This window comes from Paenibacillus sp. M2, from assembly GCF_046713495.1.
Lineage (GTDB): Bacteria > Bacillota > Bacilli > Paenibacillales > Paenibacillaceae > Paenibacillus > Paenibacillus amylolyticus_B.
Window position 1 is genome coordinate 5,235,920 of the sequence record NZ_CP169648.1, and the last position, 21,438, is coordinate 5,257,357.

The following is a 21,438-nucleotide window of genomic DNA, read 5'->3' on the forward strand; positions in this document are numbered from 1 at the left end:
CCGTAAAGCATGAAAGGAGGCCTGAAACAATGAAGGTTGGATTTATCGGAACCGGCAGCATGGGCAGCCTGCTAATCTATGCCCTGATCCAATCGGGTGCACTTGAGCCCCGGCAGATCGCCGCCAGCAATCGAACCCCGTCCAAAGTACGTCAGTTATCCCTCCGTTACCCCGGTCTGCATGAATCCCAGAGCAATCGGGAAACGGTGATCCGAAGCAACATCATCTTCCTGTGCGTGAAGCCGCTTGAATTCAAACATGTTATTGACGACATCCTGCCTGTCGTGAATCCCAATCATATAATTGTCTCGATCACCAGTCCCGTGCAGCTGCGACATCTGGAATCTTCACTTCCTTGCAAAGTCTCCAAGGTAATTCCCAGTGTCACACACCAAGTCGGCAGTGGAGCGTCACTCTGCATACACGGCGAACGAATGACCAGTGAAGACCGCGCTGTGTTAGAAAGTCTGCTTAGTCATATAGGCAGGCCGTACCAGGTGGATGAAGCCTGTACACGAATTACATCCGACTTCTCCAGCTGCGGACCTGCATTCATATCGTTCTTTTTGGAACAGTGGATCGAAAGTGCCGTGAAGCTGACAGGCATCAAAAGGGCAGATGCCTGCGCTCTGGCTGGCGAAATGCTCCTGGGAACAGGCAAGCTGCTCACCGAAGGAGGATACACCCCGCAAGAGCTTCAGGCTCGTGTCGCTGTACCTGGCGGTATTACCGCTCAGGCACTTGCACTGCTGAAGGTAAGTCTCGACGGTGTTTTCGACAGCCTGATCCACACGACACATGACAAATATGATGAAGATTTGTTAAAGCTGGATGAACTATTCCGAGCCGGTGAGATTAACCGGCAACAATATTAACGAGTTTGCCTGGAACGGCAATGACCTTGCGAATGGTCTTGCCTTCCAGTGCCTGCTTAACAGGTGCCAGCTCCATCGTGAAGTCCTGCATACCCTGTGCATCCAGATCCTTCGCGATCGTAGCACGAGTTACGATTTTACCGTTTACCTGAACAACGATTTCTACTTCAGCATCCACTGTCATGGACTCATCATATTCAGGCCAAGCCACGTAAGAGATTCCACCTTCATGACCCAAACGGCTCCACAGTTCTTCTGCCATATGCGGTGCCAGTGGTGACAACAGCTGCACAAATTTCTCCATCGCTTCACGAGGCAGTGTGTCCGCTTTGTATGCATCGTTGATGAAAATCATCAGCTGGCTGATGGATGTGTTGAAGCGCAGATGTTCCAGATCTTCCGTAACTTTTTTGATCGTTTTGTGAGCAGTCCGTTTGAACTCATCCGTTCCACCGTCCACTGTAATCTTGTCATTGATGGCTCCTGTGTCTTCGTTAATGAAGAGACGCCATACACGTGACAGGAAGCGGTGCATGCCTTCAACCCCGTTTGCATTCCACGGTTTGGTCGCTTCCAATGGTCCCATGAACATCTCGTACAGACGCAATGTATCTGCACCGAATTCATTCACGATTTCATCCGGGTTAATGACATTACCACGGGATTTACTCATTTTCTCATTATTAGTACCCAGGATCATACCTTGGTTCACCAGTTTGTGGAAAGGTTCTTTGGTCTCCACAACACCCAGATCATACAGCACTTTGTGCCAGAAACGAGCGTACAGCAAGTGAAGTACCGCGTGCTCTGCTCCGCCAATGTACAGGTCAACTGGCAGCCACTGCTGCTGTTTCTCCTTGGAGATCAGTTCCTTGTCATTGTGCGGATCGATAAAGCGCAGGTAATACCAGCAGCTACCCGCCCATTGTGGCATGGTGTTGGTCTCGCGACGTGCCTTCATTCCCGTTTCCGGATCTACCGTATTCACCCACTCCGTAACATTCGCCAGTGGTGATTCTCCTGTACCCGAAGGTTTGATCTGGTCGATATCAGGCAGCAGCAGTGGAAGTTGATCCTCCGGTACGGTCTTCATCGTTCCGTCTTCCAGATGCAGAATCGGGATTGGCTCACCCCAGTAACGCTGACGGCTGAACAGCCAATCACGCAGACGATAGGTTACTTTCCCTTGTCCTTTACCGTTCTCTTCCAACCAAGCAATCATCTTGGCAACCGCTTCTTCATTATTCAGTCCGTTCAAGAAATCGGAATTCACATGCGCGCCATCACCGGAATAAGCCTCTTGTGTAACATCTCCACCTTGAATAACTTCGATGATATCCAGACCAAACTGCTTCGCAAATTCCCAGTCACGTGCATCATGACCCGGAACAGCCATAACCGCACCTGTACCGTAACCTGCAAGAACGTAATCAGCAATCCAGATCGGCAGTTTTGCACCGTTAACGGGATTGATTGCATAAGCGCCAGTGAAAACACCTGTTTTGTCTTTGGCCAAATCTGTACGTTCCAGATCACTTTTACGAGAAGCCTGCTCCTGATAAGACTGAATCGCCTCACGTTGGTCATCGGTTGTAATTACTTCTACCAGTTCATGTTCAGGAGCAAGTACTGCAAAGCTCGCACCGAACAATGTGTCCGCACGGGTAGTGAACACCTTGATGACTTCCTCGCGACCCTCAATGGCAAATACAACTTCCGCACCTGTCGATTTACCGATCCAGTTGCGCTGCATATCCTTGATGCTTTCAGACCAATCCAGCTCTTCCAGGTCTTCCAGCAGACGCTCTGCATACTCGGTAATTCTCAGAACCCATTGACGCATCGGTTTGCGTACAACCGGATGTCCACCACGTTCACTCTTGCCATCAATAACTTCTTCATTAGCAAGTACCGTTCCAAGGGCTTCACACCAGTTAACTGCAACTTCATCCACATAAGCCAGGCCTTTATTGTACAGCTGGATAAAGATCCATTGTGTCCATTTATAATATTCAGGGTCCGTTGTGCTGATCTCACGATCCCAGTCATAGGAGAAACCAAGCGATTTGATCTGGCGACGGAAATTGTCAATATTACGGAATGTAATATCTCGTGGATGTTCACCTGTATCCAGTGCATGCTGCTCAGCAGGCAGACCGAAAGCGTCCCAACCCATTGGGTGCAATACATTGTAACCGCGCATACGTTTGTAACGGGAAACGATATCCGTTGCCGTATATCCTTCCGGGTGGCCTACGTGCAGACCTGAACCGGATGGATAAGGGAACATATCCAGTGCATAAAATTTCGGTTTAGCAGGGTCCTCACCCGTTTTAAACGTTTTATTTGCATCCCAGTATTGCTGCCAACTTTTTTCCATAACTTGTGGCTGATAGCCGTGTTTCGGCTGGTTATTCTCACTCATCTATTGTTCCTCCTTCAGGTTATTCGCTTTAGCTTTAATTGCAACAAAAAAACCTCAGCATCCCGTAGCGTTTGCAGCGCTAGGGACGAGAGGTTGAATTCCCGTGGTACCACCCTAGTTAGCGGACGAACGTGCTTCGTCATCCACTCCCTTTGGACCTGTAACGGCGGTTAACCGATGCGGATTTCCATTCCTGAACCCAAGCTTTATACAAGCAGGTTAAACAGAATGGTGTAATCACCGCATTTCTCCAAGGCGAGTTCGCAAATCACTGTCAACCGGCTTGCACCAACCGCCGGCTCTCTGTTATGTACAGGAATTACTACTGATCCTTATCATCGAAATATGTATACAATATCGGGACCATTATATAAAAAAGCAAGCCCAAAGTCAATATTACACGTTATAATCGCCATCTTGAAGTCTAAGGTTCGTACCGTTCATAACGCTGGTTGCTGTTCAGGATAACCGAAAACGCTCAATGCCTTCCTCCAGATTATGAATGGTCCAATTCACATGTTCCTGATTATCATATTGACGATAAGCGCACTCAATGCGTAGCACCAGATCAAAGTACAAGTCATAGAGGCTTCTTCTTTTCAGCTCACTTTCAGTCGTAATCGCATGCCCATACCCTTTCACAAAACCAGGCGTATAGTTAAAATGACTGAAATAATGCTCCATCAGAGGATCTGCCCATAGTGAACGTTCAAAATCAATAATCGCTGTGATACGACCTTTGTCTACTAAAACATTGCCATCCCACAGATCCCAACTCACAAGCACAGGTTCTTTGACATCATCCAGCACATTTGATTTTTCTTCAATCAAGCGTCTCAATTCAGGGTAATCGATCGAAAATGTAATTCCGGCTTCTTCACCATCGGTAAGAATGTCATCCATCAAATTCATAAATGCTTCTTTCCATGTGGAATAACGCTGTTTTTGCTCCGAGAAATATCCAAACTTCTCACCCTTGATTTCATTAATTCGACGATTGTACCAACCGAGTTGTTGTTCAATGGTCTCCTGCTCTTCCGCAGAATACTGATCCTTGACCTGATTATAGGGTGTTCCAGACATGTACTCCATGATAAAATAACGCGCTGAAGCCTTGGTTAACGAATCATCATAAGCCAGCACTTGGGGTACGGGAACATCCTGTAGCTCCGTAATGAGGCGTAGTGCCTCAACCTCGGCAATCATGAGATCCTGCTCACAGCGCATCAGATTTGTCGAAGCCGATGGAGCAATCTTGAGTACCACTCGCTGTGCGTCACTCAGTGTAATGAGATATGCATGATTGGCCCAGCCATCCACCATTTCCTTGTAGTCCTGTATACCTGCAGAGAAATGCTGCTCTATTATGGCATTCAACTGTTCTGACGTAAGTCTTGTTTTATATGTACTTTCCATTTTCACACCTCACATTGACAATTGATTTATTTTCTCAGAAAACGCTTTCTATCCGACTATTATCGCCTCCTTTACTTTAACTGGCAATACTTTTTGTCACGTCGTTATGTCTTTTCTTGTACTCCTTTACCCTATTTAAGAATATTGCTATTCACTCTCCATGGAAAATCAAACAAAAAAACTGCCCTTATGCACCATACATAAGGACAGTTGTCATCTTTCGTTCTTACTTCACAGCAACGTAGAACAAGCGCTGAGCGCTGTCTTTGGCCTCTTTCCATTCAAAATCCGCATATACCTTCACGTCTCTAAAACCTGCCTTGGATAACTCCAGCTTCATCCAGTCCGGATTATATGCACGCTGGACATGAACTTCTTCAAACCGTTGATACATATCCTTGCTACCATCATCCACACGCGAAAAAATACTGAGATGATGTTCGATCTCACAGCGATCCTGATCCAGATCACAAGTCCAAATATACGACACGGAGCGCTCATCCAGTACAAAAGGCTGCTCCTCATCATAACGAATAAGGGTATTGGGATGATGCACATCAAACAGGAACGTTCCATCAGGCTTCAGCATCTCATATGTGCGCTGGAATGTACGAATGACATCTTCTTGTTCAAGCAAATAATTGACACAATCACAGAAAGATATCACCGAATCCACAGGTTCCGGAACTCGCCATTCCCGCATATCCTGCTGCACCCAACGGACACTGCCTTCCCGATACAAACGATGACCTTGAGGCGTAGCCTCCATCTTGCTGCGTGCAACCGACAGCATATCTGCTGAGAGATCAATGCCTGTAACTTCGAAACCGGAGTTCACGAGCGGGATCGTAATGGAGCCCGTTCCACAGCCAAGTTCAGCGACACTTTTGGGCATTCCATGCTTTTCCCATGCTGTTCTTGCAAACCTTATCCAGTCCGGATAAGGCATATCTTCCATTAATTCATCATACACATAGGCAAATTTCCGGTAAGACATGTCAGGCACCGCACTTTCAATTTCATTTTCTAATCCTGCTAACAAAAGAAAAAGCAGGGGCATCCGGTGTTTACCCAGCCTATCCCTGCCTTATCCGAGTTCCATATTACAACTATTTAATCAAGAAGATTATTTGTTTTCACTTTGATCCGCAGGAGCATATTCGGACAGATACGTCCAGCTTTCCTTTTGGACCACCAGTCCGTCCTTCATCAATTTGCCCAAGGCACGCTTGAACGCAGACTTACTGATGCCGAAGCGCTGCTTGATGATATCCGGCGGAGTTGCATCCGAGTATGGCATGCCACCCATAGGGCGTTCTTTCATGAAAGCGAGCAGCTTGTCTGCATCTTCGTTACGTCCAACTTGTTTGAGTTGAGTCATGGCCAGATTCACACGTCCGTCTTCACGTACCAGTGTCACTCGACATTTCACTTTTTCACCAAGGCGCAGCATATGACTGCGTTCGGATGAATGAATCATACCAATCGCGCCAAAGCCCAGTACACCGCCCTCTACAAGTACAAAAGTACCCATCTGCAGTGGCTTGTATACCGTCGCTTCAACCCACTCGTTTAACCATGAAGTTGGCGCATGGAAAGACAATGGTGAAAGCTCACGTTCCCCGGCCAATTTGGCACGCAGACGTCCCTGCTTGTCATGTTCCATGATTACAAAGACTTCATCCCCTACTTGAGGACGCAGTTCTTCCAGTTCAGGCAATTCACGAATAGGAAGCAGCAATTGCCGTCCAAGTCCCATTTCCAGGAAACAACCCAGTCTTGGGTGAACATCAGCCACAACCAGTCGTGCCATTTCGCCAAGCATGAGATAAGGCTTTTTCATCGTTACGGCCAGACGATCTTCCGTATCAAAGAACACAAATACTTCAAGCGTCTCGCCAATCTTAATATCCCGCGTTAACTCGGTGTAGTGAAGCAGTACATCTTCCGATCCTGTCGTCAAAAAGAAGCCAAACGGAGACACTTCACGTGAAACCGGCAAAGAGACGACTGTTCCAGCAATCAAACTCATACAGTTTCCACCACTTTGGCATCAGACCATAGACGCTCAATATTGTAGTATTCACGCTCGTCGCGGTGGAAGATATGAACAACAACGTCGCCCATGTCCATCAGTACCCAACGTGCGGAATCCATACCTTCGATACCTTTGATCGTCGCTCCGGCTGCATGAGCCTGTTTGCGAATCTCAGTGGCAATGGCTTGTACCTGTGTATCGGAATTCCCGTGACAAATAACAAAATAATCCGCCACCAGAGAAACATTAATCAGATCCAACGCTACAATGTTGGATGCCTTTTTGTCGTCAGCGGCAGCAACCGCCATATTCATAAGTTCTTTCGATGATACTGTCATGAACCAACCTCCATAATCTATAATTGTGTGTTTAAAAAGATCCTTCGTAATCAAAAGTGGACTTTTTGAACAACTCTATAATTGTGCAATTAAGTCATTCCGCGACAGCATGGTCAAAGGATAAATGACACGTCTTTGCGATATCAGCAAGCTGATCGTCGAATCGAATCCGGCAATTAAACCTTCCTCCAGACTACGTTCAGCCTGTTCGCGAATGTGATCCACTCCCGGGAAATCTCGTCCCGGTTCAATGTAATCGGCAAGACATACCACTTTGTCCAGCAGGCTCATGCCTACCCGACCCGAGGTATGCCACCGGATGGCATTAATAACTTCGGAATCCTCTACACCGTAATCACGCTCGGCTACAAAAGCACCGACTTCGGAATGCCAGAGCTGTTTGTCATGCTGCAGAAGTTCCTGGTTTAATCCGTTATCACGGATGACCGCTTCCATCTCCGCTACGGGCCAGTACTTCGCCACATCATGCAATATCGCTGCCAGATCTGCTTTCACAGGATCAGCACCGTATTTTTCAGCCAACATCACTGACGATTCCATTACACCCAGTGTATGCTTCCAGCGTTTTTCCGGCATTTGTCCGGATACGGCTTGAATCAGTTCATCACGGCTTAGTGCCATATAAACCGCTCCTTACAATGTATTGGTGCACTTCATCAGGAATCATGAAGCGTACCGAATGTCCTTTGGCCAGACGTCTGCGTACGGCTGTCGATGAAATATCGACCAAGGGCATCTCGGCCAGCAGGACCCGATCCTGTAACTCGTCTGGTAAATCATCCAGATGTAACTGGAAGCCCGGCCGACCAACTCCGATAAAGGTTAAGCGTTCTGCAAGCTCTTCAATCTGCTCCCATTTGGGAAGATAGTTCACCATATCCGCCCCGATAATGAAATAAAATTCATGTTCAGGATGGCGACGCCACAGTTCCTTCATCGTATCGATGGTATAAGACACTCCGCCCAATTCCATCTCGATACCCAGCACCTCATATTGCTGCACACCCTTCACAGCCGCTTCCGTCATATCGAGACGTTGCTGTCCCGAAGCTCCGGCTCCGCGTTTGTGAGGTGGAACATGGGAAGGCATGAACCAGATCTCATCCAGTGCATGTGAGTCCCTTGCCGCTTCAGCTGCCAGGAGGTGTCCCATGTGGATCGGATCAAACGTACCACCCATGATGCCGATCTTCACCCGCGTCACGCTCCCTTATCTAGGTAGTTCGATTTGTTTATTATCGCGAGATTCTTTGTACAGGATGATTGTGTTACCGATGAGTTGTACAAGCTCACTTCCCGTTTCACGGGCAACTTCTTCTGCCATCTCTTTTCTGTCCTCGTCATTGTTGTTGAGCACTTGCACTTTCATCAATTCGCGCTTCTCAATCGCATCTTCAATGTGACGGAACAGGTGCTCGTTTGTTCCACCTTTACCAATCTGAAATACAGGGGTCAGGTGATGTGCCTGTGACCGCAAAAAGCGCTTTTGTTTACCGTTTAACATGAATACTCCATACTCCTTATGTTGAGCAGGCCCTGATCGACAGCGCAAAAACTGTCCGGACCTGACCATTCAATTATTATTTTTCACTGGTGAAAATGATCACTGAGACACAAGGTGACTCCGATTGCAGTACCATCTTCCGATCGCTGTTATCCCCAGATTTTTCTGATCCCTTTTCACAAAGGGAAAATCCGGTTATAGCTTATGCTTCCGAAGCAGCTTTCTTGCAGAAAGCTTTTAAGCGACCACTCCGTTTCTTCAGATTGGTTCTGCACTCGTCGTCTGCCTGTACTCTTAATATCATTTTCACACTTCAAAACTGTTTAGTACCGCTCGTCTCATCGTTTCCACAGGAGCCGGGATGCCGAGCCAATGTTCAAAAGCTACGGCGCCCTGGTATACAAACATCCCCAGACCACCGTGCACTGTGCATCCACGTAACCGAGACTCTCGAAGCAGACGGGTCTCCAGCGGATTGTAGATCAGATCACTCACCGCTGCTCCTTCACGGATCAGTTCAGGATCAACCGGAACGTCATCAACATGAGGATGCATACCGGCAGCCGTTGTGTTAATCACGATATCAGCCGTAGCCAGTACCGTTGCAGCGTCTTCCATGCCACTGCCCGAGATTTCTCCCAAGCCATGGCCACGTAAATCCGAAGCAAGTGCAACAGCCCTGTCCGCTGTACGATTCAGAATGTGGATCTGCTCAGGCTTCTCCAATGCAAGTGCGTATATAACGCCTCTTGCCGCTCCACCTGCTCCCAATACAGCGATACGTTTGCCCGCAAGCTCAGGCACAGCCTCTTCCTTCAGCGATCGGACATAACCAATACCATCGGTATTGTACCCTGTCAGTGTTCCACCTTCATTAACGATGGTATTCACCGCACCAATCAGGCGAGCACTTTCATCGATCACATCCAGATACTGCATCACCTGCTCTTTGTGCGGGATGGTGACATTAACACCACGATAGCCCAGTGCCACAATTCCCCGAACGGCCGCTTCCAGTTGATCCGGATGAACATGCAGTGGCATATACATTCCATTCACTTCTGCAGCCTGCAGAGCCGCATTGTGCATTGCCGGAGACTTGGAGTGAGCAATAGGATCACCCATAACACCAAGCAACACGGGAAGTGAAGAGTTGAACTTTTTCTGCTCAGACATAGTGTTCCGCCTCCGATCCATCTGATGTACAGCTTCTGAGATTACTAGATCAAGGATGGGCGGATCTGTACACGAATGCCTTTTGGAGCATGAACAGCAACAAGCGCTCCAATATCGCCATTAACCTTAATCCAACCCAAGCCAGAGATGAATACATCAGATTGACTGCCGCGTTTGATGCGGAATTCATGTCTGGTCCATTCAGCCATCTCTGCTGCATCCTCACGGGTTGGCGGAGACAACAATTCTCCCAGATGGTCGCGGTACAGGTCATCTGCACGCTCCAGCTTCGTCCGGTGAATATCAAGCGCAGTGCTGATAAAACAAGTGAACGACTGGCGATCACCTTCCACAAAGTCAAATCGAGCCATGCCGCCGAAGAACAGCGTCTGACCGGAATTTAACTGATACACAGCCGGTTTAAGCGGCTTTTCAGGCATGATGGCGGCGAGATCCTTACGTGAAACAATCTCGCTGAAACGCCATGGATACACGATTCCAGGCGTATCAATAATATATTTTCCATCATCCAGCGGAATGTTCACCATATCCAGCGTTGTTCCCGGATAACGGGACGTGGTCAGCTCCTGCTCCAGATCGCTGTAATCACGGATCAGACGGTTAATCAGTGTGGATTTACCCACATTGGTACCGCCAACCACGTAGACGTCACGATCTTCGCGATAGGTTCCAACAAGCTCAAGCAGACGGTCAAAGCCCTGATTTTGCTTCGCACTGCACAAGACGACATCCACGGTGCGCAAACCCTGTTCTTTGGCTTGCTTCTGTACCCAGTTGCGAACCTTGTTCCAGTTGGTTACTTTCGGAAGCAAGTCCGTTTTGTTCACAGCAAGCAATACCGGATTGTTGCCTACAAAACGTTGCAGACCGGAGATAATACTGCCATCAAAGTCAAACAAATCAACGATATGGATGACAAGTGCATCCTTATCCCCGATTTTGCTAAGCAGAGCCAGGAATTCGTCCTGATCCACCGTAACGGATGATGACTCATTGTAGTTTTTGATGCGGAAACAGCGCTGGCATATAACCGGTTCACGATCCAATGCCTTCTCAGGGATAAACCCTGGTAATTCCGAATTTTCTGTTTGCAGATGCACGCCGCATCCGCTGCACCTTACGGCAAGATTGCCGTTATGCGGTTCTGTCATTTCTTCTTTTCCTCCTCAAGCCATAAGCCTTTCCTGCGTAAACTCGTTAGAGCAATCCGTTCCACGCGTCGATTGAAGCGGGTCATAAAACCTTCGTCCCCAATGGAGATTGGCAGTACCAGAACGGTATATAACCCCATTCGGTTCCCTCCATAAACGTCCGTAAGCATCTGATCGCCTACTACAATCGTGTTTTCAGGAGATAACTCCATCATTTTCATTGCTCTACGAAACGGTACATTCGATGGTTTGCGTGCACTATGCACAAACTGGATATCCAGCGGGGTCGCAAACAGGGATACACGATTCAAATTGTTATTGGACACAATCATCAGCTTGAAACCGGCCTCTTTCACACGTGCAAACCATTCAATCAGTTCGGGCGTAGCGTCAGGGGCTTTGGCTCCAACGAGTGTGTTATCCAGATCAGTTATAATTCCACGGTAGCCTTGAGCGTACAGCTCTTCCAGATTAATGTCAAAAACCGTGTCTACACGCAGCTTGGGCATTAACATTTTAAACAAAGAAGTCACCTCAGTTTCATACGACACACTATATCACAAATCCGTCTTTCCTGAAAATGCATACAGCGCCTGATGGCATAGGAAAAAAGGAAAAACGGGACGGGCAACAACTATGCCCGTTCCGCTTTCAGTTCCTTCCGCAGCTTCAAGGCGGTCTGATAGACACCCTTCCAGTCGTCGGCAGTTACGGACGCCGGACTGTAACGAGTCTGTTCAAACTTCGTGAGAAGCTCATACAATGTTGCTTCTGCAGCAGGTTTTGTCTGGCTCCAGCGGGCTACCGATTCACGAAGTGTCTCGTCTCCGCTCCGGGTTAACCCTTTGCGTTTCACATACTGAATCCAACGCTCGGTCTCTGCCACTACCTTCTGTTCAGGGGTGAGCGGTCCACCTGTCCGTAGACGAAGAAGGAAGAATCGCATGGAGAAACGATTACGCCAGAACATGTATGCTACCCACATTACAATAATGGCTCCTGCAGCCCAGATAACAAAAGTCGGGATGGCAGACGATGTCTGCTCAGGTGCAGGGGTCTGCTCCTCCTCTTGTACCGGCTCCTCTTCTGGCTCTTCTTCTGGCTCATCTACAGGCTGTACATCAGGCTGTTCCGTCAGCAGCGGCATATCAAAGCCCGGCGTTGCCTCAACAGGAATCCATCCATATTCACCAAAGTAAACCTCTGCCCAGGAGTGTGCATCTGCATTGGTAACGGTGTAGCTCGTCTCAATCTCCGCGCCAGGTTGACGTGGAGCCTGCATGTCCGAATTCAGGGACAATTGTCCAGGCGCATAACCTTTAACCCATCTTGCAGGAATGCCCTCCGAGCGCGCCATCATCACCAGCGCAGTGGAGAAGTAATCACAGTAGCCTTCCATAATATCGAACAGGAAACCTTCCACAAAGTCGCTGCTTACTTTTCGAGATAAATCCGGATTGTTCGTGTATTCAAAATTAGTTTGTAAATAGTTTTGCAGTAATGCCACTTTTTCATACGGAGTATTCGCAGATGCCGTTATCTCGGCTGCTAGATCCGAAACCCGGTCAGGGAAACGGGATGGTAACTGCAAGTACATATCATCTGCCGGATTACTGTTATACAGATCTTCAAATGACTTCGTACGAAGCTCATCTTCCACAATCACAGGGGCTTCCGATACGATAGTATACGTCTTGGGATACTGCGGTTGCTGACGGTCTGTCACCACATGCAGTTCAGCCTGTTCAGCATTCCACAACATCCGTTCCGTTCTGTCCTCACCATTAATGGAGCTCACTTCCGAGATCGAATAAGCACCAAAGAGAATCGGATAGACATTATCATTCAGCATCGTTACGTTCTGAGTTACTTGCTTGGTATTCACATTACCGGATTCTTGGTTCTCCAGAGGCTGTCCGGCTTCAACATTCTCTGTCGCACCCCGTCCACGGTCATCCCAGCCTGTACCTGTATACTCTGCACGTGTCTCACCGCGCCAGTAACTACGCTCATTGGTGGTGACAGACATAACAGGGGTATAGTCGAAGTTGAACCCTCCACCAAGCTGATTGTCTTCCCTGCTGTATCCCGATTCGGTAGCCGCGGGAATATCAAGGTTTCCGTTACCAGTCTGACTTGTGGAAGTTCCTGTATAGTTACGCCACGCCGTATATGGGTCCGTCAAGGTGGGTGGAATCTCCGGCATATTAACGCTGGCTACAATAATTAAAGAAAAGATAATGGCAATATTGGCCAGGACTTTATAAGGATACCGGATGATTCGTTTCCAACCTTGTGGATACTGTAGCTGATAGTTACGGAAATGCTGACATACGAGCCATCCCATCCCCGCAAACATCACCCACGCGATTTCAATCCAGAGTGGAATCTGGGTGAAAGAATCGAGAATCCCCATCGAAATGATGTTAACACCCAGAAAAACAAGAATGCGACGTGTTGTGGTCACGAGTCGAAGCGCAGCTTCAAGCATCACCCATGCACACAGGGAGAACCAGATGTACGGCGTCATGTGTAATATGAATTGCTCCGCTCGGTCCGTTAAAGAGCCATAAGGGATGTACACCGTATAATCAATCAGCGTTTTATGCAAAATGTAACCAACAACGACCGCCTTGATGATCGCCCGATACATCGTTTTGAAGGGCAGAATGACCTCCAGCACACTGACCGCTGCAAGTGTCCATAACACCAGAGAAGTTGTCTCCGTGTACCACGATTCCTGCGTAAATGAAATCCACTGCATGCCAATCAGGAAAATCCAGAGCAATGACGCTGCATGATACCAGGATCGTTTGCCTGCAATACTTTCATTTCCTTTTGTACTCATACAGAACCTCCCCCCATCACCGTTGGAAGCTCCTGCAGGTGAGAAACAGTGAATGACCTCGTGCCTCTTCCACGCAGCATTGCATTCCACTCGGCACTCCGGCGAGATTCACTGGTATCGATCAGAATATGACATGGCGTCATGCCCCTCGTATCGGCCCAGCGCAACAGTTCCATTATTTTTTCATCCTTCTGGGGAGAAATCACGACAAAGTAAGCTCCCTGAGGCAGTTGACGTGCGATTCTTTCCACGCCGGGCAACAGATGGGTATCCTGACCGTTATATTGAATATCCACCAGATGATGCATCATCTTCTGTCGTTCCATCAGACTTTCACTGGGGACCATGAAGGATGTCTGTTCTGACAATGTCAACAATCCCATCCCCATTCGTTCCCTGACACCATATTCCAGCAGAGAGGCAGCCGTGGAAACGGCAATTTCAAATGCATCCCCATGTTCATAACTTGATGCCAGCGCATCCAGAACCAGAACGGTTTTGGGCACAGACTCATGTTCAAACTCCTTGGACTTCCAGTTCCCTGTCTTTGCCGTTGCATTCCAGTGAATGCGGGAAAGTCGATCTCCGTATACGTAGTCACGTACACCATTGATCTGAGTAGTCTCTCTCCGTGAGCGGGTTAACGCCGTCTGAGGACCGGATAGCCGTGATTTGCGGTCGTAGAGCTGCCAATATGGAATAAATACCGTTCTTGGCAGTACGCGAAACTCACCTTTGGCCTTAAACTTTCCTCGATGTTCAATCAGTCCAAATATGTCCTCGCTGGCACATTCCGTTTCTGAAAAAACATACTTCCCCCGCTCAAGTGGCGGTGTCTGAAAAGACAACTCGCCATTACCTCGCATATTGGGAATCAAACTTTCCTTGAACGACCACGATTCTCCGTTATGCCGATGCAGCATTTCACGTACAACAACATAGGGAAGCGGGAGGAATCCCGGAATCGTAAGACTCAGCTGTACTTGAACCTGGTCACCCGCATGCAGCAATTCTTCGTGGTCTGGACCAGAAGATAACCTACGAACTCCTTGAGCACGTCTTACCCCGCTAAATCCAGCAATGGCAAGGTACACACAGAGCAGGGTCACCATTGACAGCAACATAAGGGATGTCTTCCCGCCCTGAAACAAAACATAAGCCAGACAGCACATCCACACCATTGCGATGCTCCATACGCGTGGGTGGCGTAACCCTCTATTGACTGTTCTCAAAAGCGGCTTCATGAACTATTGCCCCATGGAGACGGGCACGCGTACTTGCTGGAGTACGGCATTCAAAACGGCCTCGGAACTCATACTGTCCAGTCTCGATTCAGGACGAAGCACAATACGATGAGAGATCACATAAGGGGCCATCGTTTTTACATCATCCGGAAGCACATAATCACGTTCCTGCAAGAAAGCAAAGGCTTTTACGGCCATCATGAATGATATGGCTGCACGTGGGCTGGCACCCAGCAATACAGATGGGTGGGAGCGGGTTTGACGAACAACATCCAGCAGATAGTCCATGACAGGATCACCGATAAAGACTTCTTTGATCTCCTGTTGAATTGCCGAGATCTGATCCATATGGGTCACGGATTCAAGCCGATCTACAGGCTGGCCCAACTGATGTGTCTTGAGCAGTGTTTTCTCAATTTCTTTATCGGGATAACCTAGACTTATTTTCAACATAAACCGGTCGAGTTGTGCTTCCGGCAAAGTATACGTACCTTCAAAATCAATCGGATTCTGAGTTGCACAGAGCATGAATGGATGTGGCAGATCATACGTATCGCCATCAACGGTGACGCTGCGCTCCTCCATCACTTCGAGCAGAGCCGATTGGGTTTTTGTTGTGGCCCGGTTAATCTCATCAGCTAGCAAGATGTTGGTCATCACAGGACCTGGCCGGAAATAAAAACGCTCATCCTTCGGATGGAACACAGATACGCCCGTAATATCACTAGGTAAAATATCAGGATTACATTGAATACGCCGGTATTCACCACGCATGGATTTCGATAATGCCTTGATTAATTGCGTTTTGCCAGTTCCCGGTACGTCTTCAATCAGAACGTGCCCGCCTGCAAGCAAAGCTGTAAGTAAAAGTTGAATTTCAAAGGATTTCCCCATAATACAGGATTCCAGATTTGAACGAACTGCGGATATGATTTGGATCGACTCTTTGCGCACAGGCATGTGGTCTAACCTCCTAAAAAAGCATACAGATTTCCTTTTATTGTACATGATCCAGAGTCACGAGTACACTCGAAGGAACTCACAATTTGTTTCCAGCCCGTCAGATTCACCGCAGTTCTCGCATGAATACGACAAAAAAGCCCCGGATAGAAGTTATCCGGAGCCTCTGCTGAATCGCAATATGTTCAAGGAGATTTCTCATTCTATGTTAGCCTTTTGGTCTAACGACCAATGCCGCGAGAAAAGAAAAGATGATCGCTGACGAAATCCCCGCCGCAGTCAGATCGAAAATCCCTGTAATCACACCCAGCCATCCCTCTTTTTCCAGCTCCGTCAATGCCCCGTGCACCAAGGAATTACCGAAACTTGTGATGGGGATGGTAGCACCCGCACCTGCAAATTTAACCAAGGGGTCATACACGCCAAATGCATCCGCAAGCGCACCTGTCACAACAAGTGTACTCATGGTATGAGCTGGCGTCAGTTTAACCCCATCCATTAGAAGCTGTCCGACAACACAGATTAAACCGCCAACGATAAATGCCCACAAGAACTGCATTACCTTTATTCCTCCTTTTCAATAGCTACGGCATGTGCAATACAAGGAATACTTTCACCCTGCTGGTACGAAATCGGAGATAACAGCGCACCCGTAGCAACGACGAGCACCCGTTTAAGATCACCCTTCTGCATCCGGTTCAAAATGTGACCATAGGTGACGGTGGCAGAACATCCGCAGCCACTTCCCCCGGCAACAACATAAGGCTGCTTCTCCCGATCATAGATCATCAGGCCGCAGTCATTAAAAACCGTCTGTTCCATGGGAATGCCTTCTTTTTGCAAAAGCTCTTTCGTAATTGGCAGACCGACGGAGGCCAGATCCCCAGTCACAATGAGATCATAATAGCCGGGTTCCAATCCCGTATCCCTGAAATGAGAGATTATAGTGTCGGCTGCTGCTGGCGCCATGGCTGAACCCATATTAAAGGGATCTTTGATGCCCAAATCCATAATGCGTCCAATAGTGGCTTTGGTAACAACGGGACCATCACCAGTACGGGAGACCACACCACACCCTGATCCTGTGACGGTATATTGCGCATAAGGCGGCTTCTGGGAGCCATACTCCGTCGGATACCGAAATTGTTTCTCAACCGTACAGTTGTGGCTCACCGTTCCTGCAAGGACATAATCTCCAGCTCCGGAGTCAACAATCATGGACGCTAACGCTAACGTTTCCATGGAAGTAGAACAGGCTCCAAAGACACCAAGGTAAGGCACACCCAGTTTTCGCGCTGAAAAGGAACTGCTGATAATCTGGTTCATCAGATCTCCACCAACAAAAAATTGAAGCTCTTCCTTGGTGATATTTGCATTTACCAAAGCAAGTTGGGAGGCCTGTTCGAGCAGTTTGCGTTCTCCCTTTTCCCACGTTTTCTCGCCGATCTCGAGATTGTCGTAGACATAATCGAAATCAGATGACAGTGGACCCTCGCCTTCTTCTGGTCCTACAACTGCGGCTTTACCAATGATCCGCGGACGATTCTCAAACTGCCATGTCTGGCGACCCAATCGCTTCACAGGTGCCCACCTCCAAATCCCAAAAAGGCGTAAACAATCCCTACGACAAATGCTGCCACGACACCAAACACGATAACGGAACCAGCAAGTTTAAACATGTTGGCCCCTACACCGAGCACCAGTCCTTCAGCACGATGTTCCAGTGCAGCAGAACACATGGAATTGGCAAAGCCGGTAACCGGCACAGCAGTTCCTGCTCCTGCCCATTGAGCCATTTTATCGTAAACGCCGAGACACGTTAGAATAACCGATATGAGAATCATGACCGCCACCGTAGGACTGGAAGCTTCCTTCGATGTCATGTCGAAACCGGCCATAAAAGCTTCTTGAATGGCCTGTCCAATCAAACAGACGGTACCCCCAACCAGAAATGCTTTGAGGCAATTTTTCAGGATTGGACGAGGCGGTTCATGTTTTTTTGCGACTTTTTTGTACTCCTTTTCATCCATGGACAGGGACGACGATTTTTTTTCGCTTCCGGATGCGGATTGAGCTGGCAAGATACAAGACCTCCTCTATGTGAAATGGTTCAAAGCTACGGCTGAATGCCAATGTGTGTAATCCTATATTCATTGTTTGTTAATCATCGGAAGGTTATGTATCCGGCGACAGACAGCATATGTTTCCAACAAGATCATGTTGTGGAAGCAAGATGGGAATACGCCGGATCTAAGGACTTTTAGATACGTCTATAAATAAAGAAGAACAATCACGAGCAAGATAAAAAGAACGATAAACAGTACTTTTTCCGTGCCCTCTTCTGGAGGCTTCATTGTATATTTAGCTCCTTCCTGTAAACAGACAAACAAATATTGAAATAAAGAACTTCAAAAAATGATGACATCTCCTCCATATATTCATATTCATTGAAGTGGCATCAGGACCGCGACTACAGCGGATAGAATCATGAAACTTGGACACGGTAAGCGCCCAAAATATGCCTTAAATACGTGACATAAACATGGACAATCACTTGCGCAAGGTTCATACTGTAATGTGACCAGTGGTTAAATAACAAGTCCTCAGCATATTAAAGTGCATGTTGAAAAAGTCTAGTATTCAGTACCAAGAAGATGGGATGAAGATAAAAGACTTTTTGAACTACATCTTAAAAGGACAACAGGCGGGTAGCCGTTCTACTGTGACCTGAAATACATACCAACAGAGGAGTTGTTGACACATGAATGAAAAAACGATGGATATGTTTCGTACGTTGACGGAATTTCCTTCCGCATCCGGTTTTGAACGTGAGCTTCGCGGCTGGATGAAAGATAAGCTTTCCGCTTATACCGATGAGTTCGTCCAGGATCGCCTGGGGAGTCTATTTGGTGTATTACGCGGGGAGGAATCCGGTCCTAAAGTTATGGTAGCCGGACACTTTGACGAAGTTGGTTTCATGACTACAGGCATTACGGAAACGGGTATGGTCAAATTCCGTCCACTGGGTGGATGGTGGAGTCAGGCTGTACTGTCTCAGCGACTGGAAATCATCACACCTGATCGTCGGATTACCGGAGTTGTAGGTTCTACTCCTACACACTTGCTGGACGAGTCCCAGCGGAGCAAGCCTGTTGACCTGAACACCATGTATCTCGATATTGGAGCAGACGACCGTGCGGAAGCAGAATCTTGGGGCATCCACCCAGGTATGCAGATCGTACCGATCTGTGAATTCACGCCGATGGCGAACCCGAAGAAAATTATGGCTAAAGCGTGGGATAATCGTTACGGCGTTGGACTTGCACTTGAACTGGTTGAAGCGCTGCACAAGGAAAAACTGCCTAACACGCTTTACGCTGGTGCAACGGTTCAGGAAGAACTGGGGCTTCGCGGTGCACGTACGGCGGCCAATCTGATCCAGCCTGATATCTTCTTTGCACTTGACTGTAGCGCGGCGAATGATATGACAGGTGATAAACAGTCATTTGGACATATCGGAGAAGGCGCATTGCTTCGTATTTTTGACCCGGGTATGTTCACCCATCGCGGAATGGTGGAATATGTTCAAGATACGGCTTCATCCAATCAGATCAATATGCAGTATTTCATCTCACCAGGTGGTACCGATGCAGGTCAAGTACACCTGAGTGGAATTGGTGTACCATCAACAGTTATTGGTATCTGCGCACGTTATATCCACACCTCTTCTTCCATCATTCATACGGATGACTACGATGCGGCCAAAGAACTGATCGTAAAGCTGGTCAAAGGTCTGGATCGGACAACGATGAATACCATAATTAATAACGCGTAGTTTGGTTAAACGGAACGTCCTTAAATATGATGTACCTGAAAGAGATGTCCCGTCAGACCGGGATGTCTCTTTTTTGGGTTTAATCAACTAGATTAATAGGTCGAACATTATGGAGAATGCCACATAAGATATACGATAATGGAAGATCAATAACCAAACACCAACCAGTGGGGGACCTGTTATGGCAGTGAGAAGGAATGGAAAATCGAATAAAGGTTCCAAAAAAACAAATGCCGCAAACACCCTTCTCAATGGCAACCTTAAAGGAAGAAATCTGGAACTAATTGTAGCGGCGTTATTGGTGAGCGGAAAGTTGAGAGTGGATGCAGTCACGTTGTTTCGTGAGGCTACATTGGTTGTAGAATTGGTTGGTCAATATAAAACACTTCAAAAGGTCACACCCTCCAATTCAGACAAACTGGTACAATTCCTGGATGAAACTGGCGGGGATATGACGCTTAATGATGTTATACAGGCATTTCAGCAGAGAATCAATTCTTAATAAAGAAATGAGGTGGGCAACATGTCCGAGTTTGACGGAACCGGGTTCGCCGAACTGTTAATTGTGCTTATTCTTGTTGTTTTATTTGTATTTGGCTCCTCCGATATTGAAAGTCTATCCAGCACTCCAACAGCAACTTGATCCCATTACCCTCTCATGGCTTACAGGTAAATAACAAAAAAGAAATACCAGCCCTTATGCAGGACTGGTATTTGGTCATTACAGAAATAGCGGTGAGAATGCAATCCAGGCCAAAATAAGAGTAAGCACAATGCAGACATTCTCTACAACGGCCCCACGTTTGGTCCCTGTACTCATCAGATTCACCCGTATGCGCCACTTGAGCGGTGGTAACGGACGAATCCCCCGATTGGTTAGTGAATCGGCCAACAAGTGCATGGCATATGCTGTACCTCCTGCTACCCAGATCTCCGGTCCCTGCTGCTGGGTCGTGCTGTAAAGCAAGCCGGCCCAAATGGCTGTTCCATATAGGGTATGCGTTAATCCCCTGTGAGTTAGCGTTGTACACAGCATAAGTAGGCTGCCTGCAATCAAGTTCCACGGTGCAAACGCATGACCATAGAAGACAAGCCCTAGTCCAATCGCAAACATCAACACTTTGCGAAGCGAACGCGAAGGCAGGAATGACACAAGCGCAATGAGGATCGCAAGTAACAGGTTCCATGGTTTGGCATGAACATAGAAGTACACAAATACAGCTGTGGGCAACAGAATCGTCTGTAACAACCTGATCAGACTGTTAGGCAAGGCTCTGGATACCAGCAGCGAATTTGGCTCATCAATGTCAGGCAATAACGAACCAATCAGTGCAACCGTAACTGCCGGCGCAGTCACCGGCATGCCGGCCAACTGCAGAACAGAAAGCGACACGCCTGTCCCGATAATAAGGTGGGATCTTCCCATCATGATGCAAAAACGTCCTTTCGAAGAAATCGGGAACAATACGGCCCAATTCCGATTTTACAACGAAAACAAAATAAGAACAATAGTTCGCATTTCTTATTTGTATGAAAATTAATATAACTTTCTGTGATGGGGCTCACATTATTATATTTATGACTCT

General features: G+C 47.6%; 21 protein-coding genes and 1 other annotated feature. Of the genes, 3 read left to right on the plus strand and 18 right to left on the minus strand.

The genetic code is table 11. The annotated features are described in order from the left end of the window. Positions 1–29: 29 nt before the first annotated feature. Complete coding sequence (gene comER, locus ACETMN_RS24210; RefSeq protein ID WP_036615122.1) at positions 30–875, plus strand: late competence protein ComER; 846 nt, start codon at positions 30–32, stop codon at positions 873–875. On the opposite strand, the gene leuS is transcribed toward comER, so the two are convergent. The 17 genes from leuS to spoVAC form a co-directional block, all read right to left on the minus strand. Then, on the minus strand, positions 856–3,300 hold the full coding sequence (leuS, locus tag ACETMN_RS24215; protein ID WP_091013926.1) for a leucine--tRNA ligase: 2,445 nt from the start codon (positions 3,298–3,300) through the stop codon (positions 856–858). The genes comER and leuS overlap by 20 nt on opposite strands. A 78-nt stretch (positions 3,301–3,378) precedes the next feature. Then, positions 3,379–3,648, minus strand: a binding site (T-box leader). Between the two features lie 111 nt (positions 3,649–3,759). After that, positions 3,760–4,716 carry a phosphotransferase family protein gene (locus ACETMN_RS24220; RefSeq protein ID WP_091013925.1) on the minus strand — a complete coding sequence of 319 codons (957 nt, stop codon included), beginning with the start codon at positions 4,714–4,716 and terminating at the stop codon, positions 3,760–3,762. Positions 4,717–4,942: 226 nt separating this feature from the next. Continuing rightward, complete coding sequence (locus ACETMN_RS24225) at positions 4,943–5,713, minus strand: class I SAM-dependent DNA methyltransferase (protein ID WP_091014390.1); 771 nt, start codon at positions 5,711–5,713, stop codon at positions 4,943–4,945. 129 nt (positions 5,714–5,842) lie between these two features. Further along, a complete protein-coding gene (locus ACETMN_RS24230; RefSeq protein WP_091013922.1) occupies positions 5,843–6,748 on the minus strand; it encodes a S1 RNA-binding domain-containing protein in 906 nt (301 codons plus the stop codon). Beyond that, positions 6,745–7,092 carry a ribosome silencing factor gene (gene rsfS / locus ACETMN_RS24235; RefSeq protein WP_036615136.1) on the minus strand — a complete coding sequence of 116 codons (348 nt, stop codon included), beginning with the start codon at positions 7,090–7,092 and terminating at the stop codon, positions 6,745–6,747. Before rsfS ends, ACETMN_RS24230 begins: the two co-directional genes overlap by 4 nt. A gap of 75 nt (positions 7,093–7,167) precedes the next feature. Then, positions 7,168–7,734, minus strand: a complete 567-nt coding sequence (yqeK, locus tag ACETMN_RS24240) for a bis(5'-nucleosyl)-tetraphosphatase (symmetrical) YqeK (protein ID WP_091013921.1) — start codon at positions 7,732–7,734, stop codon at positions 7,168–7,170. Next, the gene (locus tag ACETMN_RS24245; protein ID WP_074095918.1) at positions 7,718–8,308 is read right to left on the minus strand and encodes a nicotinate-nucleotide adenylyltransferase; all 591 of its coding nucleotides are present in this window, start codon (positions 8,306–8,308) and stop codon (positions 7,718–7,720) included. The genes yqeK and ACETMN_RS24245 overlap by 17 nt, the downstream gene beginning before the upstream one ends. Positions 8,309–8,323: 15 nt before the next feature. Continuing rightward, positions 8,324–8,617, minus strand: coding sequence for a ribosome assembly RNA-binding protein YhbY (yhbY, locus tag ACETMN_RS24250; protein WP_017687186.1), 294 nt, complete (start codon positions 8,615–8,617; stop codon positions 8,324–8,326). 306 nt (positions 8,618–8,923) lie between these two features. Beyond that, complete coding sequence (gene aroE, locus ACETMN_RS24255) at positions 8,924–9,793, minus strand: shikimate dehydrogenase (protein ID WP_091013919.1); 870 nt, start codon at positions 9,791–9,793, stop codon at positions 8,924–8,926. A 44-nt stretch (positions 9,794–9,837) separates the two neighbouring features. Continuing rightward, a complete protein-coding gene (gene yqeH, locus ACETMN_RS24260; protein WP_017687184.1) occupies positions 9,838–10,965 on the minus strand; it encodes a ribosome biogenesis GTPase YqeH in 1,128 nt (375 codons plus the stop codon). Next, entirely contained in the window at positions 10,962–11,489 is a 528-nt protein-coding gene (locus ACETMN_RS24265) for a YqeG family HAD IIIA-type phosphatase (protein ID WP_036615148.1), read from the minus strand. Before ACETMN_RS24265 ends, yqeH begins: the two co-directional genes overlap by 4 nt. Before the next feature lie 110 nt (positions 11,490–11,599). Next, entirely contained in the window at positions 11,600–13,813 is a 2,214-nt protein-coding gene (locus ACETMN_RS24270) for a DUF4129 domain-containing transglutaminase family protein (protein WP_091013916.1), read from the minus strand. Next, entirely contained in the window at positions 13,810–14,994 is a 1,185-nt protein-coding gene (locus tag ACETMN_RS24275) for a DUF58 domain-containing protein (RefSeq protein ID WP_244661007.1), read from the minus strand. Before ACETMN_RS24275 ends, ACETMN_RS24270 begins: the two co-directional genes overlap by 4 nt. Before the next feature lie 66 nt (positions 14,995–15,060). Beyond that, the gene (locus tag ACETMN_RS24280; RefSeq protein ID WP_062835567.1) at positions 15,061–16,017 is read right to left on the minus strand and encodes an AAA family ATPase; all 957 of its coding nucleotides are present in this window, start codon (positions 16,015–16,017) and stop codon (positions 15,061–15,063) included. A gap of 208 nt (positions 16,018–16,225) precedes the next feature. Beyond that, positions 16,226–16,576, minus strand: coding sequence for a stage V sporulation protein AE (gene spoVAE, locus ACETMN_RS24285; protein ID WP_047843814.1), 351 nt, complete (start codon positions 16,574–16,576; stop codon positions 16,226–16,228). A 5-nt stretch (positions 16,577–16,581) separates the two neighbouring features. Continuing rightward, positions 16,582–17,598, minus strand: coding sequence for a stage V sporulation protein AD (spoVAD, locus tag ACETMN_RS24290; protein WP_091013914.1), 1,017 nt, complete (start codon positions 17,596–17,598; stop codon positions 16,582–16,584). Beyond that, positions 17,595–18,098 (minus strand): stage V sporulation protein AC, encoded by a 504-nt coding sequence (gene spoVAC / locus ACETMN_RS24295; protein WP_036615164.1) that lies wholly within the window; start codon positions 18,096–18,098, stop codon positions 17,595–17,597. Before spoVAC ends, spoVAD begins: the two co-directional genes overlap by 4 nt. A gap of 680 nt (positions 18,099–18,778) precedes the next feature. Between spoVAC and ACETMN_RS24300 the strand changes: the two genes are divergently transcribed. Continuing rightward, positions 18,779–19,852, plus strand: a complete 1,074-nt coding sequence (locus ACETMN_RS24300) for a M42 family metallopeptidase (protein WP_091013913.1) — start codon at positions 18,779–18,781, stop codon at positions 19,850–19,852. 181 nt (positions 19,853–20,033) lie between these two features. Beyond that, positions 20,034–20,354 carry a hypothetical protein gene (locus ACETMN_RS24305; protein WP_091013910.1) on the plus strand — a complete coding sequence of 107 codons (321 nt, stop codon included), beginning with the start codon at positions 20,034–20,036 and terminating at the stop codon, positions 20,352–20,354. Positions 20,355–20,573: 219 nt separating this feature from the next. Here ACETMN_RS24305 and ACETMN_RS24310 read toward each other — a convergent pair whose 3' ends face one another. Next, a complete protein-coding gene (locus tag ACETMN_RS24310; RefSeq protein WP_036615169.1) occupies positions 20,574–21,281 on the minus strand; it encodes a metal-dependent hydrolase in 708 nt (235 codons plus the stop codon). Positions 21,282–21,438: the final 157 nt, after the last annotated feature.

What these genes read in the sequence shown, in the direction of transcription:
- comER (WP_036615122.1), top strand. Translation starts at nt 30, where the DNA reads ATGAAGGTTGGATTTATCGGAACCGGCAGCATGGGCAGCCTGCTAATC.
- leuS (WP_091013926.1), bottom strand. Translation starts at nt 3,300, where the DNA reads ATGAGTGAGAATAACCAGCCGAAACACGGCTATCAGCCACAAGTTATG.
- ACETMN_RS24220 (WP_091013925.1), bottom strand. Translation starts at nt 4,716, where the DNA reads ATGGAAAGTACATATAAAACAAGACTTACGTCAGAACAGTTGAATGCC.
- ACETMN_RS24225 (WP_091014390.1), bottom strand. Translation starts at nt 5,713, where the DNA reads ATGTCTTACCGGAAATTTGCCTATGTGTATGATGAATTAATGGAAGAT.
- ACETMN_RS24230 (WP_091013922.1), bottom strand. Translation starts at nt 6,748, where the DNA reads ATGAGTTTGATTGCTGGAACAGTCGTCTCTTTGCCGGTTTCACGTGAA.
- rsfS (WP_036615136.1), bottom strand. Translation starts at nt 7,092, where the DNA reads ATGACAGTATCATCGAAAGAACTTATGAATATGGCGGTTGCTGCCGCT.
- yqeK (WP_091013921.1), bottom strand. Translation starts at nt 7,734, where the DNA reads ATGGCACTAAGCCGTGATGAACTGATTCAAGCCGTATCCGGACAAATG.
- yhbY (WP_017687186.1), bottom strand. Translation starts at nt 8,617, where the DNA reads ATGTTAAACGGTAAACAAAAGCGCTTTTTGCGGTCACAGGCACATCAC.
- aroE (WP_091013919.1), bottom strand. Translation starts at nt 9,793, where the DNA reads ATGTCTGAGCAGAAAAAGTTCAACTCTTCACTTCCCGTGTTGCTTGGT.
- yqeH (WP_017687184.1), bottom strand. Translation starts at nt 10,965, where the DNA reads ATGACAGAACCGCATAACGGCAATCTTGCCGTAAGGTGCAGCGGATGC.
- ACETMN_RS24270 (WP_091013916.1), bottom strand. Translation starts at nt 13,813, where the DNA reads ATGAGTACAAAAGGAAATGAAAGTATTGCAGGCAAACGATCCTGGTAT.
- ACETMN_RS24275 (WP_244661007.1), bottom strand. Translation starts at nt 14,994, where the DNA reads ATGGTGTGGATGTGCTGTCTGGCTTATGTTTTGTTTCAGGGCGGGAAG.
- ACETMN_RS24280 (WP_062835567.1), bottom strand. Translation starts at nt 16,017, where the DNA reads ATGCCTGTGCGCAAAGAGTCGATCCAAATCATATCCGCAGTTCGTTCA.
- spoVAE (WP_047843814.1), bottom strand. Translation starts at nt 16,576, where the DNA reads ATGCAGTTCTTGTGGGCATTTATCGTTGGCGGTTTAATCTGTGTTGTC.
- ACETMN_RS24300 (WP_091013913.1), top strand. Translation starts at nt 18,779, where the DNA reads ATGAATGAAAAAACGATGGATATGTTTCGTACGTTGACGGAATTTCCT.
- ACETMN_RS24305 (WP_091013910.1), top strand. Translation starts at nt 20,034, where the DNA reads ATGGCAGTGAGAAGGAATGGAAAATCGAATAAAGGTTCCAAAAAAACA.
- ACETMN_RS24310 (WP_036615169.1), bottom strand. Translation starts at nt 21,281, where the DNA reads ATGATGGGAAGATCCCACCTTATTATCGGGACAGGCGTGTCGCTTTCT.